The sequence below is a fragment of the uncultured Polaribacter sp. genome (assembly GCF_947495205.1).
Classification (GTDB): Bacteria; Bacteroidota; Bacteroidia; order Flavobacteriales; family Flavobacteriaceae; genus Polaribacter.
The window spans coordinates 57,899-72,654 of record NZ_CANLXV010000014.1 but is presented as its reverse complement, the minus strand read 5'-3'; the positions used below and the strand labels follow the sequence as shown (position 1 = coordinate 72,654).

Here is a 14,756-nt window from a genome sequence, read left to right as displayed (position 1 = left end):
TAATGTACTACGTTTCTGCGTTATTGTAACAATAAATAAATATCTTTGAACTATAAATTTTTAAAATGAAAAAACTCTTTTCAATTTATATACTTATACTTTCTTTTAGCTTACACTCTCAAACAGATTTTAGTGATGCTTGGGAAGATTTTTACTCTTACAATAATGTTAAAGATTTTATTAAGGTAGATGCTATAATTTATGCATTGGCAGATAATGCCGTTTTTACTTATAATACTGTAGATGGTGAAATACAAAAATTATCTTCTGTACAAGGGCTTTCTGGAGAAACTGCTACTTCTATTTACTTTAGTGCTACTTTTAAAAGATTAGTTATAGGCTATGAAAACGGTTTGGTAGAGGTTGTAGATGAAAATGGTGCCATAACGATTTCTTCAGATATTGTAAACTTTAATCAATCAGGAGAAAAAAGTATCAATCATATTTCTGAATTTAACAATAAACTCTACTTATCTACACCTTTTGCCATTGTGGTGTATGACATTGATAAACTAGAGTTTGGAGACACTTATTTTATAGGTATCAATTCATCTTCAATAAATATAAACGAAACATTAATAGCAGAAAACACAATTTATGCTGCTACAGAATCTGGAATATTTAAAGCAGATATTACTAATAATTTATTAATAGATTTTAATAATTGGGAAAACTTATTTTCTGGTAGAAATTTTTCTAACATTGCTATTTTAAACAACATTTATGTCACAGAAAATAGTAGATTATTTGCTTTAGAAGGTAACAATTTAAACGAAGTTAAAAATTTCTTAGAAGAAATTAAAGACTTAAAATCTACAGCAACACACTTAAATATTGCTTTAAATAAAATTGGAATTGTTTTAGACTCAAATTTATCAGAACTTATAAGATTTAACACCACAACAGATTTAGATTTTACGCTAAACTCCATTTCTTTTGAAAATAACCTTGTGTTTTTAGGCACTAGAGAATTTGGTATTTTAACAGCAACATTAAATGAACCCGCTAATTATTTGGAAATTCACCCAGAAGGACCACTTTCTAATGATGTTTTTTCTATAGCAGTGCACAATAAAGATTTATGGGTAGTTTACGGTGGCTATACCACAACATTTGCTCCATTATCTAGAAAACAAGGCTTTAGCCACTTTAATGGAGATGTTTGGCTAAATACACTATCTACACCACAAACCCCTTTAACAGATTTAAATGCCATTACAATAGATACCAATGCAGAAAACAAAGTATACATAAGCTCTGCAGGAGATACAAGCAACATTAATAGTATAGAAACAGGCGGAATTGTAGTGGTAGAAAATGATGAAATCACTCAATTTTACAATCAAAATAATAGTGGTTTAGAAGATATTGTAGCAAATATACCCAATAGAGTTACAATAAGAACTAGTGGCACAGCTCTAGACAATCAAGGTAATTTATGGGTAACCAATATTGGGGTGCCAACTGAGCTTAAAAAACTATCTGTTAATGGTGCTTGGTCTGGTGTAGATATGAGCTCTGTAAAAACAAACCCTGCATTTGGTTTAACAGAAATGGTAATTGATAGAAATAATACCGTTTGGTATGGTTCTAGAAATAACGGCGTATTTATTTTTAATGAAAACGGTAACCAAAAAAAATCTTTAATAGCTACACCAAACTTAGGTAATTTACCAGACGGTTATGTAAATACAGTTGCTGTAGATAATAGCAACAGAATATGGATTGGCACAAGAGCTGGTTTAGTAGTTTATAATAATGCTTCTGGCGTGTTTCAAGAAACTATTTCTAACGCAAACCCTATTATTATTTTAGATGATGGTATTGCTAGAAGATTAGCAGGAGATCAAAACATAAACAGCATTTTTGTAGATGGTGCAGATAATAAATGGATTGGTACAGACAATGGTGGCGCTTTATACACAAACCCAAGCGGACAAACAACAATAGCCAATTTTAGCAAACAAAACTCTCCATTACCATCTAACAGAATTTTAAAAATTAGAGTAGATAACAGCTCTGGAAAGGTATATTTTGCTACAGATAAAGGTATTGTTGCCTACAATAGTAATGTTGCCCCTTTTGGTGATGTTTTAGGTGAAGTATATGCCTACCCAAACCCTGCACTTAAAAACCACCAAACAGTTACAATTACAGGCAGAAACAACACCACATTACCCAAAGGAACCAATGTAAAAATTATAGACGTAGCAGGTAATTTAGTGCATGAAACTAATGTGGTAGAAGGGCAAGAATTACAAGGTGGTAAAGTAGTTTGGAATAAGAAAAACTTAGCAGGAAGAAACGTTGCATCTGGTATTTATATTGTTTTACTTTCTAATGATGATGCTTCTGAAACCTCTGTAACTAAAATTGCCATAGTAAATTAAATGGCAATTATTACTACAAAAGCAATTGTTTTAAGCGCATTAAAATATAGCGATACTAGTTTAATTGTGCGATGTTTTACAGCTAAAGAAGGTTTAAAATCATATATCATTAAAGGTGTGTTAAAAGCTAAAAAAGGTGGTATTAAAGCAGCCTATTTTCAACCGCTTACACAACTCACTTTAGTAGCAAATCATAGTACTAAAACCACATTACATACGCTAAAAGAAGTACAGATATTAAACCCATACAAAACTATTTATAAAGATATTGTAAAACAATCTGTGGTTTTATTTTTGTCAGAAGTTTTAACAAATAGTATTCAAGAAGAAGAAGAAAATTTACCATTATACAATTATTTAGAAACTGCTTTTGTTTGGTTAGATCTGCATGATAAAATTACCAATTTTCACCTACTTTTTTTATTAAATTTAACTAAGTATCTTGGCTTTTATCCTGATGTTACAGAAAATAATAGTGCAAGCTTTAATTTATTAGATGGTAGTTTTTCTGAATCCATTCATCAAAAAAATATAATATCTGGTAACCAATTTTATCAGTTTAAAAAGCTGTTAGGCATAAATTTTGATGCCATAGAAAAAGTTTCGTTTAGTAAAAATGAAAGACAATTAGTTTTACAGATTATTATACAATATTTTAAATTACATTTGGACGGATTTAGAAAACCAAAATCTTTACAAATTTTAGAGACTGTTTTTAGTTGATGAAAAAAATACTTTTCGCCCTTTTCTTTCTTATAAACCTTGCAATACTGTCACAAAATGTAAAAGTGGTAGACTTGCAAACGGGTAAAATTGTTAAAAATGTATCTATTTATAATGATAATCAATCTATAAATCTAACAACAAATAATAAAGGTTTTGCAGATATTTCTGCTTTTAAAAGCAATGAAATTGTTGTTTTTTCTCATTTATCATACGCTGTTTTAAGATTAAAAAAAACGGTTATACAAACAAAAAATTATATTGTTTACTTAACCAAAGAATCTGAGCAGTTAGATGAAGTAGTAATTTCTTTATTTAAAACCGATGAAAAATCGAAAAGAATAGCCGAAGAAATAGCTGTTATTTCAGCTAAAGATATACAAAAAGTATCTCCGCAAACTTCTGCAGATTTATTAGCCACCATACCTGGTATAAAAGTGCAAAAATCTCAATCTGGTGGTGGTAGCCCAGTTATTAGAGGTATGGAGTCTAATCGTGTTTTACTAGTGGTAGATGGTGTTAGAATGAATAATGCCATTTATAGAAGAGGCCATTTACAAAACTCTATTACTGTAACACCAAATATGCTAGACAAAGTAGAGGTTGTTTTTGGACCTTCATCTGTAATCTATGGATCAGATGCTTTAGGCGGTGTAATTCATTATTATACAAAAACACCAAAACTCTCTGAAGAGAATGCAGTAAAAAGTCAATATTTTTCAAGATTTTCTTCTGTAAACCAAGAAATTACGTTTAATGTTTCAGCAGAAATTAGAAGAAAAAATTGGGCATCTTTAACTAGTGTTTCTTATTCAGATTTTGGAGATTTAAAAGCGGGTAAAAACAGAAGACATGGGTTTAATAATTGGGGAAAAGTATTTTATTTCTCCGAAAATTTAAATGGAAATTATAATGCAAACCCTACCCTAAACTTAGACCAAGATTTACAACGCAATACAAGTTATAACCAAACCGATGTTTTACAGAAATTTTTTCTACCAATTTCTAAAACTACAGATTTAAAGATAAATTTACAATATTCCACATCATCTAACATCCCAAGATTTGATAGATTAACAGAACTAAATGACATTACAGACAATAGCTCTTTAAAATTTGCAGAATGGTATTATGGACCTCAAAATAGATTGTTAATTTCATCTCAATTATTGCTAAACCCAAATAAATACTGGATCGAAAAAGGAACTTTAACGGCGGCTTATCAAAATATAAAAGAGAGCAGAATTCAAAGAAGATTTAATAGTTTAAATAGATCTTATAGAGAAGAAACGGTTAATATTTTTAGTTTAAATGGAGATTTTTATGTGCCTTTAACTACAGATAAAACTAGAACATTATCTTACGGTTTTGAACTGGCTTATAATGATGTTTTATCGGAAGCTTTGGGTAGAGAATTAAATATAGAAAACGGAAAAATAAATGGATTCTCTAGAAACTTTAATGTACAATCTCGTTATCCAGATGGTGGTAGTAATTATTTAAGCACCGCTGCTTATGTTGGTTACAGGCAAGACGTAAATAGTAAATCTACCTTAAACACAGGTATCCGTTTAACCAATACCAATTTAAATGCTACTTGGATAGATCAAACTTTTATACAATTAGCAGATACAGATATTAGTGCAAATCATTCTGCGCTTACAGCAACCTTAGGTTACGTATACAAGCCCAATAGAAATTGGCAAATTAACAGCGTTTTATCTTCTGGTTTTAGAGCACCAAATATAGATGATATTGGTAGAGTAAGAGAAAAAGCAGGTAATGTTACTGTACCTAACATTAATGAAACACCAGAATTTGCATACAATGCAGAGTTAGGAATGCTAAAGTATTTTAATGATAAAAAGTTTAGAATTGGCGCAAATATTTATTACACCCTGTTAAACAATTACATACAAAGAGATTTTGTTTTTAATACTGATGGTACTATACAACAAATAGAATTTGATGGCGAACTTGGTAATGCTGTATCTAACCAAAATAAAGGAACTGCTTACATAACAGGTTTTACCGTAAATTATTTAGGAAGTATTTCTAAAAGATTAAAAACATCTGGTTTTATTACTTACACAAAAGGTAGAACCTATGATACAGATGAACCCATGTCTTCTATACCTCCACTATTTGGACAGTTTGAAGCCAATTATGCCATAGATAAATTGGCTTTAGGTGCAGAAATACGTTTTAATGCTAAAAAGGATATTGAAGATTTTAACATTACAGAAGGTATAGATAATCATGATTTAACACCTATTGTAAATCCAAACGGAACAACAGAGCAGACCATTTATTTTGGTTCTCCTAGTTGGTTTACCTTAGGTTTTAATGGCAGTTATTTTGTAAACAACAACTTATCTGTACAAGCAAGGTTAGATAATATTTTTGATATTCATTACAGAGAGTTTGCCTCTGGTATAGCTTCTCCTGGTAGAAATTTATCCGTTTCTTTAATTGCTAATTTTTAAGCAAAATAGCTTTTGCAAGAAATAAGTAAATCTTAAGATTACAAAAACACCTAATTTGATAATTTTAAAATTGTCAATCAAAAAAAAACCTTAATTCTGTTTAAAGAATTAAGGTTTTTAGAGGTGTCTAGCGGATTCGAACCGCTGTACATGGTTTTGCAAACCATTGCCTAGCCACTCGGCCAAGACACCTTTTGTAATTGGATTGCAAATTTAATGAAAATTCTAAAATCTACAAGGTTTTTTATGTTTTGATTTTTTAAGATGAATATTTTCTGTTTTTTACACCAAAAAATAACATAAGTAAGTTATTTACGAGATCTTTTAAACTCGCTTTTATTTGCAACCAAGCCTTTTAACTTGGCTTTTTTTATAAAATTATCTCTTTTTTGTAAGAATAATTACAACTTCTGTTACATTACCACCAATTGGCGGATTTATTTTGGCCACAGAAACGGTTGCTTTTCTAATCATTTTTAACTCTTTAAAAAAACGATCTAAAATTCGTTGTGCTACTGTTTCTAACAACTCTGCACGTATGGCCATTTCTTCTTTTACAATATGGTTTAGATGCACATAATCTACAGTATCTGCTAAATTATCTGTTTTTGCAGATTTTTTTAAATCGGCTTTTATAGCTACATCTACCCTATACTCGCTACCAATTTTTGCTTCTTCGTCTAAACAACCATGGTTTGCAAAGAGTTTTATATTATTTACTTGTATAATTCCCATTTGTATTGTTTTACTCTTTAAGGGTTTGTTTGAAATTAATCTATTTTCTCCCACATTTTGTCTGTATTTAATCTAAAAGATCCTAAATACTCAAAACTACATTGTTCTGGAGAAATAATTGATAAAAAAGGTTCGTTATTTCTGTTGTTATACAAGTGGTAGTTTTCGCCAAAAATAGGCTCGAAACTAAATTTTGCATTGTAAATTAAATCGTTGTATTCAAATTTTTGCATTAAAGCTTCGTATTCTGCTTTAACCTCATCAAATTTAGATTTTAGTTGTTTGTTTACACGCTGAATTCCATCATTTTTCCAACTTGCTGTATTTAATGGTTTTATAACAGGCGAACTTGCAGAAGTGCCATAAGGTTTTAAAGCGGCATCATATTGTTGGGTTTCTTCATTAAAAACTACTAAATCTGGTTTTTTTTCTTCTGTTTTACTCATTATTTTACAATTAAAATACGCTATTTACTTAAAGTTGGTGTATTGTTTACTTCTACCCAATATTGGTCTAAATCTTGAAAATATATTTGTTGAACACCATCTTTTCTAATATAATTTTTGTTTGGTGTGTTTTTCCAATCTGAAAATGGAATTTCTAATGTATTTAAATGATTTAAAACTTGCTTAAAATTATTTGTTGATAAGGCAAAATGTATTGCTTTATTGGTTTTAACCTCTAAATTTGGTCTTGGAATTAAATGCAGTTGTTTGTTTTCTGCTAATGCCAACCATCTGGTTTTAGAGTTTGAAGCCGTGTTTTCTATTTCTTTTAAACACAATACTTTTTTATAAAATGCTACAGATTTGTCTACGTCTTTAACAGAAAGTGCAATATGATTTATTTCTAATGAAAACATGTTTAATCTATATAACTTTTAAATAAACAAAATTACAACAATTAATAAATACAGAATTGGCTTTTCTGAAAACTTTAACTAGCAAATACGCCTGCGTTAGCGATTGCAGTGGCATCCTTTTTTTAAAGCAGTGGGGTTTATTTACTTTAAAATAGTTGCAATATTGCTCTTATTTACTTTAAAAATAAAGGTTGTTTTTTAAAAAAAGATAAAACGGAAAGCGCGACCTGAAAGGTAACGCCCAAAATATTAACTGGTAAAAAAATCGAAAACGTTGCTAATTGCACTTGTTTTTGTTTTGTAAAATTCTGTATAGGTGCATCTGTTGCAGGTTACACTGGTGAATTTCTGATTTTGAATGTCAAAAATTTTTGATAATGTACCACCTGTGGCGCGCATTTGGCCTAATTTATAAGTTTTGCTGTTGCATTTTGGGCAGGTATAATTTCTAATTTGTTCGCTCATAATTTAAAGTATTTACCTATTAGATGCATTACTTACAATTTTGTTACACAACTTACGGTATAAGCAAAGTTTTACGTAATTTTGTTGCTTAATTATTAGAGATAATTTATGTCTGAAGAAACTAAATCGCTCAATTTTATAGAGCATATTATAGAGGAAGATTTGGCTAATGGAATGCCAAATGAGGATTTGCGTTTTCGTTTTCCGCCAGAACCAAATGGTTATTTGCATATTGGCCACACAAAAGCCATAGGTATAAGTTTTGGTTTGGGGCAAAAATACAATGCACCCGTAAATTTGCGCTTTGATGATACAAATCCTGCAAAAGAAGAGCAAGAATATGTAGATGCTATTAAGAAAGATATTGCTTGGTTGGGTTATAATTGGGCAGAAGAATGCTATTCTTCAGATTATTTTAAGCAATTGTATGATTGGGCTGTTTTATTGATAAAAGATGGTAAGGCTTATGTAGATTCTCAATCTTCTGAAGCAATGCGCGAGCAAAAAGGAACACCAACGCAAGTGGGTACTAACAGTCCTTTTAGAAATAGATCTGTGGAAGAAAACTTGGAATTGTTTCAAGGAATGAAAGACGGAAAATTTAAGGAAGGTGAACATACTTTGCGCGCCAAAATTGATATGGCAGATGATAATATGTTAATGCGTGATCCTTTAATGTACAGAATTATGTACAAAGCACACCATAGAACTGGCACAGATTGGTGCATTTACCCAATGTATGATTGGACGCATGGTGAGAGTGATTATATTGAGCAAATATCGCATTCTTTGTGTTCTTTAGAGTTTAAACCTCACCGTAAATTATACAATTGGTTTAGAGATCATGTATATGAATACAGTAAAAACACTTTACCAAATCCGCCAAAACAACGTGAGTTTTCTAGGTTGAATTTGAGTTATACCATAATGAGCAAACGTAAGTTGTTAAAATTGGTAGAAGAAAATATAGTTGCTGGTTGGGACGATCCTAGAATGCCAACCATTTCTGGTTTGCGAAGACGTGGTTATACACCTGCTTCTATTAGAAGTTTTGTAGAAACTGTTGGGGTTTCTAAACGAGAAAATGTGATTGATGTAGCCCTTTTAGAATTCAAAATTAGAGAAGATTTAAATAAAACTGCGCCTAGAGTTATGGCAGTTTTAGATCCTGTAAAGGTGGTTATTACCAATTATCCTGAAGGTGAAGAGGAAATGCTAGATGCCAATTATAATGATTATGAAGAAGGTTTTGGCAGCAGAAAAGTGCCTTTTTCTAGAGAAATTTATATTGAAAGAGAAGATTTTAGAGAGGAAGCGAATAAAAAGTTTTTCCGTTTGAAATTAGGAAAAGAAGTACGTTTAAAAAACGCTTACTTTATTACAGCAAATAGTTGTACTAAAGATGCTGATGGAAATATTACAGAAATACAGTGTACTTATGATCCGTTAACAAAATCTGGAAGTGGAACGCCAGAAAGCATGCGTAAAGTTAAAGGTACTTTGCATTGGGTTTCTGTAAAACACGCTATAAAAGCAGAAGTTAGAGCTTATGATAGATTGTTTTTAGATGAAGCTCCAGATGCGCATAAAGATAAAGATTATATGGAGTTTGTGAATCCTAATTCTTTAGAGATTATTGATGCTTATTTAGAACCAAGTTTGCAAACTGCCAAAGTTGGTGAGCGTTTTCAGTTTCAAAGAATGGGTTATTTTAATGTTGATGATGATTCTAGTGCAGATAAGTTAGTTTTTAATAAAACTGTTGGATTACGTGATTCTTGGGCGAAGAAATAGTTGTTGGTTTTTAGTTTTTAGTTTTTAGAAAATTACGAAATGTCAGTTTACGTTTAGCCAAAAACTAATAAAAACTTATTTTGATGAAAAAAATATTTTTGCTTTCTTTATGTATTGTTGCTTTCTCTTGTGGAAAGAAAAAAGTAGCAATTGAACAAGTTGCAGATATTTCTTGTGGGCAATGCCAGTTTGGTTTAAATTCTGAAGATGGTTGTAGTTTAGCTGTTAAAGTTTTTGACAAAGCTTATTTTGTTGATGGTTTTAACATTGATGATTTTGGTGATGCACATGATGCACATACTGGTTTTTGCAATGTTATTAGAAAAGGAAGTATAAAAGGTGAAATTAAAAATAGTCGTTTTATGGCCAACACTATAAAATTAATTGAAGAATAAGCGAATTATTTTATATTGAATGCAAAAAAAAATCCAAAGTAAAATTACTTTGGATTTTTTTTTGTTATGGATTGGTACTAAACCAAAAAGTGTATGAGTAAAGCTATTCTAAAATTTGTCATTTCGGCTATAGTGTAAAACTTTTATGTACTTATAATCGAATATATATTTTAGGGCTCAGCCTAAAATGACATATAATTTTATTTTCACACAACCTCTTTTTTATAACTATTAATCCATTGCAAAAAAAAGACCACTTAACTATGGCGCAGGATTAGGGTTTGTGTTATGAACTGCGTTTATTTCTTTAATTATTTCATCAGACAAATTAATATCTATAGAGTTGATGTTTTCTTTTAACTGACTCATTTTTGTAGCTCCAATAATATTACTGGTTACAAATGGCAATTGATTGATAAATGCCAACGACAATTCTGTTAAGGTTAGTCCGTTTTTCTTAGCAATTTCGTTATACTGTTTTACTGCATTTTCTGGATTTGCACCCATATAACGTGCAATAAATCTTGGAAAAAGATTACCTCTGGAACCTTCTGGACTGCCACCATCTAAATACTTACCTGTTAAAACACCTTGTGCTAATGGCGAATAAGCTAACAAACCAATATTTTCTCGTAAACAAACTTCTGAAGAACCTGTTTCAAACTTTCTTAAAATTAAAGAATAGGCATTTTGTATGGTTACAGGTTGTGCTAAATTTAAGTTTCTAGCAGTTTCCATGTATTTCATCATTCCCCAAGGTGTTTCGTTAGACAAACCATAACTTTTAATTTTACCTTGTTTTATTAAATCGTTTAAAGTTTCTATGATTCCAGCAAAATCTTCTGCCTCATTTTTGGCATTATCTGTAATAAAATCTCTGGTTCCAAAAACGTTTACGCCTCTATTTGGCCAATGCAGTTGGTATAAATCTACATAATCTGTTTGCAAACGTTTTAAACTGCCTTCTATGGCTTCTAAAATGTTTTCTTTAGTTAAGCCGCCTTTTCTTATGTGTGCAGTGTAGTCTCCTCCGCCCGCAATTTTGGTTGCTAAAACTACTTTTTCTCTGTTGCCTGTTTTTGCAAACCAATTACCAATAATACGTTCTGTATCTGCATAGGTTTCTGGAGTTGCTGGAACAGGATACAATTCTGCTACATCAAAAAAGTTTACACCTTTTTCTAAAGCATAATCCATTTGTTCAAAAGCTTCTTCTTGGGTGTTTTGGTTTCCCCAAGTCATGGTTCCTAAACAAATTTTACTAACTTTTATATTGGTATTTGGTAGTGTTGTGTATTTCATTTTTATGTTGTGTAAACGTTTACTTGTTTATTTGTGTAATTGCAATAAAACTTACTGCTAAATTAAAAACTTTAAATCTAATTGAAGAATTAGAATGGAGATTTAATACAACTTTCACTTTTGTATTATGAAAGTTGCTACAAATAAAAAAACGTGTAATTATTAAATTACACGTTTTTTAAAAATTTATTGATTGTTGTTTTATAAAATTCTAAACAATTACACAATTCAACTAATTGGCAATTCAATTATTTTTCTATTGCCTCAATACCAGGTAATGTTTTTCCTTCTAACATTTCTAACATAGCACCACCACCAGTAGAAACGTAACTTACTTTTTCTGCAAAACCAAATTGTTTAACAGCAGCAACAGAATCTCCACCACCAACTAAAGAAAATGCTCCGTTTTTGGTTGCTTTGTCTATAGAATGTCCTAATGCAATTGTACCTGCAGCAAAAGATTCCATTTCAAAAACACCTAAAGGACCGTTCCATAAAATGGTTTTACATTGGTTTACCACAGTATCAAAAATTTCTCTAGATTTTGGTCCAGCATCTACACCTTCCCAACCATCTGGTATTGCGTTAATATCGCAAGTTTGTGTGTTTGCATCATTAGAAAAATCGTCTGCAGCAACTACATCTACAGGAATATGAACTTGTACTCCTTTTGCTTTTGCTTGCTTTAAAATATCTAATGCCAATTCTTGTTTATCGTCTTCGCAGATAGAGTTTCCTATTTTACCACCTTGTGCTTTTATAAACGTAAAACTCATACCACCACCAATAATTAAATGGTCTACTTTGTCTAAAATATTTTCTATTACTGTAATTTTAGAAGATACTTTTGCACCACCTAAAATAGCCAAAACTGGCTTTTCAGAATTGTTTAAAACTTTGTCTATACTTAAAATTTCTCTTGCCAATAAGTTACCAAAACATTTATTTTCTTGAAAAAACTGCGCAATTATTGTTGTAGAAGCATGCGCTCTATGTGCTGTACCAAAAGCATCGTTTACATAAATATCTCCTAATTTAGATAATTTTTCTGCAAAAGCTACATCTCCTTTTTTCTCTTCTTCGTAAAAACGCAGGTTTTCTAATAATAAGATTTCACCAGCTTCTAAATTAGCAACTGCTTCTTCAACTTTACTACCAATACAATCTTCTACAAACTTAACTTTGCAACCAATTACATCTACCACAGATTTTACAATATGTTGCAAAGAAAATGCATCTTGAAACCCTTTTGGGCGACCTAAATGAGACATTAAAACACAACTACCTCCTTGTTCTAAAATATCGATTATGGTAGATTTTGCCGCCTGAATTCTTGTTTTATCGGTAACTTCAAAATTTTCATTTAAAGGCACATTAAAATCTACACGAATTATGGCTTTTTTATTCTCGAAATTAAAATCTTTTATTGTTTTCATTTGTAGTCTGTTCTATTTTTAACAAAAATACCTTTTTATTTACTCTTTTTAAAGCAGATAACTTAAAAATTAATATATCGTTTGCGTAATTTTATAATATCTAACTTTAGGTCATTCAAATCTTTTTACGGCTCTGATTCCATCTAAAAACTGTAAAAATGCCTAATAAAACTGCCGCTAAATACGGCGTAAAAAGCAAAGAATTGTTGTGGTTTGTATTGGCTACTCCAATTGCAATTAATGCCCAAACACCTACAAATGCAAACGCAAACATGTTTCTCTTTACTACCATATAAACATTTATTAAAGTAGCAATTACAATCATAAGAAAAGTCCAAATCTGCGGAGAAATACCAAAACCTGCCCAATCTATTTTAACCAAATATGCTGCTAAATTTGCAATACTTGCCACAGTAACCCAACCCGCATAAATTACAAATGACCAATGCACAAATAGTTTTGTAGTAAAAGAACTTTTAAAAAATTGCATGTCATTACGAATTACAATTTTTAAAAGCGAAAACAGCAATAGAAAAATACAAATACAAGAAAGCCCTGTAAATTCATAAATCCAACAAAAGACCCATGCACTGTTTGCAACACAAGAAATTACAAACCAATATCCTATTTTTTCTACAAAAACATCTTCTTTCACCTTTATAAAAAAACTTTTACCTTGGTAAGTAACAAAACCAAACAGCAATAAATATATTAAAGCCCAAATAGAAAACGCATAACCTGCTGGTGTAAAAAGTGTGTTATAATTTTTAGAAATTTTGCCAATTGTAGTATTATTCAGAATACCCGTATTTGACAAATAATTTATAAAAACTACGGCTAGAAAGGCAATTCCGTTTAAAATTTGTAATATTTTTTTCATTAAATCCTAAATTTAGATGGTTTTAAATGTACAAAATTCTACCTAACAATTTTAGAAACCATTATATTTGCTTATGCTTTTTAATCAAATCATAGGGCAAGAACACATTAAAAAACATTTGCGCATTTCTGCGGAAAATGGCAGAATACCACACGCACAACTTTTTGTAGGCAAAGAAGGTAGTGGTACGTTACCTATGGCAATTGCATACGCACAATTTTTACTGTGTAATTTTTCTGATAATGCAGAAGTTTGCAACTTAAAATGCAACAAACTGCAGCATCCAGATTTACATTTTGCATTTCCTGTAACTTCTAATGATAATGTAAAAAAACATCCTGTAAGTAGTTTGTTTTTAAATGAATGGAGAGCATTTATAGCAACACAACCTTATGGCAGTTTGTTTAATTGGCTACACCATATTGGCGTAGAAAATAAGCAAGGTTTAATTGGTGTAGATGAAGCCGAAGAAGTGGTTAAAAAACTAAAATTAAAAAGTTTTGAAGGCGGTTTTAAAGTGATGATTATTTGGATGGCAGAAAAAATGAATATTGCTGCTGCAAATAAACTACTAAAACTTATTGAAGAACCACCAGAAAAAACTGTATTTATATTAATTACAGAAAATGAAGAACAGATTATAAATACCATAAAATCGCGTTGCCAAGCATTGCATTTTCCTGTTTTAAGTGAACAAGATATTTCTGAAACTTTAATTAAAAACCACCAAATTGCTAATAATGAAGCCACTAAAATTGCACATCAAGCAGCCGGAAATTTAAATAAAGCTTTGCATTTATTGCAAAATGATGGTTCTGATGTAATTTTTGAAGAATGGTTTATTACTTGGATTAGAACCGCTTTTAAAGCCAAAGGCAACGCTGCTGTTGTGCAACAATTAATTGCCTGGTCAGAAACTATTGCAAAAACGGGTAGAGAAACTCAAAAACGTTTTTTAAACTACTGCATACAGTTTTTTAGACAAGCCTTATTGCTAAATTATAAAGCACCAGATTTGGTTTTTATGGAATCTTCCACAGGTTTCAATTTATCTAAATTTGCACCTTTTGTACATTCTGAGAATATTTTAGACATAGAAAAAGAGTTGAATACAGCCATATATCATATAGAAAGAAACGGAAATTCTAAAATTATTTTATTAGATCTTTCTATGAAACTAACACGTTTTCTGCATAAAAAAGAGCACACTGTTTAGTTTGTGACAGTTATTAAAAACAAAAAACCCAAAACTTTTAAAGTTTTGGGTTTTTTTTGATAAAAAATTATT

At 30.6% G+C, this 14,756-nt stretch carries 13 protein-coding genes and 1 tRNA gene; 6 read left to right on the top strand and 8 right to left on the bottom strand.

The genetic code is table 11. The features are described 5' to 3' along the window. Nucleotides 1-65: 65 nt before the first annotated feature. The 3 genes from Q0762_RS12720 to Q0762_RS12710 are packed head-to-tail and all read left to right on the top strand — an operon-like array spanning nt 66 to nt 5,599. Nucleotides 66-2,390 carry a two-component regulator propeller domain-containing protein gene (locus Q0762_RS12720; RefSeq protein WP_298767286.1) on the top strand — a complete coding sequence of 775 codons (2,325 nt, stop codon included), beginning with the start codon at nt 66-68 and terminating at the stop codon, nt 2,388-2,390. Further along, nucleotides 2,391-3,113 (top strand): DNA repair protein RecO, encoded by a 723-nt coding sequence (gene recO / locus Q0762_RS12715; protein WP_298767285.1) that lies wholly within the window; start codon nt 2,391-2,393, stop codon nt 3,111-3,113. Continuing rightward, nucleotides 3,113-5,599 carry a TonB-dependent receptor gene (locus Q0762_RS12710; protein WP_298767284.1) on the top strand — a complete coding sequence of 829 codons (2,487 nt, stop codon included), beginning with the start codon at nt 3,113-3,115 and terminating at the stop codon, nt 5,597-5,599. Before recO ends, Q0762_RS12710 begins: the two co-directional genes overlap by 1 nt. Nucleotides 5,600-5,720: 121 nt before the next feature. On the opposite strand, the gene Q0762_RS12705 is transcribed toward Q0762_RS12710, so the two are convergent. The 5 genes from Q0762_RS12705 to Q0762_RS12685 all read right to left on the bottom strand — a co-directional run bounded on the left by Q0762_RS12705 (nt 5,721) and on the right by Q0762_RS12685 (nt 7,661). Continuing rightward, a tRNA-Cys gene (locus Q0762_RS12705) sits at nt 5,721-5,791 on the bottom strand. Nucleotides 5,792-5,977: 186 nt separating this feature from the next. After that, nucleotides 5,978-6,334, bottom strand: coding sequence for a dihydroneopterin aldolase (gene folB / locus Q0762_RS12700; protein WP_298767283.1), 357 nt, complete (start codon nt 6,332-6,334; stop codon nt 5,978-5,980). Nucleotides 6,335-6,369: 35 nt separating this feature from the next. Beyond that, nucleotides 6,370-6,780, bottom strand: a complete 411-nt coding sequence (locus Q0762_RS12695; RefSeq protein WP_298767282.1) for a DUF2452 domain-containing protein — start codon at nt 6,778-6,780, stop codon at nt 6,370-6,372. Nucleotides 6,781-6,800: 20 nt separating this feature from the next. Next, a complete protein-coding gene (locus Q0762_RS12690) occupies nt 6,801-7,196 on the bottom strand; it encodes a VOC family protein (protein WP_298767281.1) in 396 nt (131 codons plus the stop codon). A gap of 249 nt (nt 7,197-7,445) precedes the next feature. Then, a complete protein-coding gene (locus tag Q0762_RS12685) occupies nt 7,446-7,661 on the bottom strand; it encodes a zinc ribbon domain-containing protein (protein ID WP_298767280.1) in 216 nt (71 codons plus the stop codon). A 108-nt stretch (nt 7,662-7,769) separates the two neighbouring features. Between Q0762_RS12685 and Q0762_RS12680 the strand changes: the two genes are divergently transcribed. Next, nucleotides 7,770-9,455 carry a glutamine--tRNA ligase/YqeY domain fusion protein gene (locus Q0762_RS12680; RefSeq protein WP_298767279.1) on the top strand — a complete coding sequence of 562 codons (1,686 nt, stop codon included), beginning with the start codon at nt 7,770-7,772 and terminating at the stop codon, nt 9,453-9,455. A gap of 83 nt (nt 9,456-9,538) precedes the next feature. Continuing rightward, a complete protein-coding gene (locus Q0762_RS12675; RefSeq protein WP_298767278.1) occupies nt 9,539-9,850 on the top strand; it encodes a DUF6370 family protein in 312 nt (103 codons plus the stop codon). 261 nt (nt 9,851-10,111) lie between these two features. On the opposite strand, the gene Q0762_RS12670 is transcribed toward Q0762_RS12675, so the two are convergent. From Q0762_RS12670 to Q0762_RS12660, 3 genes are all read right to left on the bottom strand, one after another. Next, a complete protein-coding gene (locus Q0762_RS12670) occupies nt 10,112-11,152 on the bottom strand; it encodes an aldo/keto reductase (protein ID WP_298767277.1) in 1,041 nt (346 codons plus the stop codon). 248 nt (nt 11,153-11,400) lie between these two features. Continuing rightward, on the bottom strand, nt 11,401-12,588 hold the full coding sequence (locus Q0762_RS12665) for a phosphoglycerate kinase (protein ID WP_298767276.1): 1,188 nt from the start codon (nt 12,586-12,588) through the stop codon (nt 11,401-11,403). 115 nt (nt 12,589-12,703) lie between these two features. Further along, entirely contained in the window at nt 12,704-13,468 is a 765-nt protein-coding gene (locus Q0762_RS12660; protein WP_298767275.1) for a tryptophan-rich sensory protein, read from the bottom strand. A gap of 73 nt (nt 13,469-13,541) precedes the next feature. Here Q0762_RS12660 and Q0762_RS12655 point away from each other — a divergent pair, with 73 nt between their 5' ends. Continuing rightward, entirely contained in the window at nt 13,542-14,684 is a 1,143-nt protein-coding gene (locus Q0762_RS12655; protein ID WP_298767274.1) for a DNA polymerase III subunit delta', read from the top strand. The last annotated feature ends 72 nt before the right edge of the window (nt 14,685-14,756 follow it).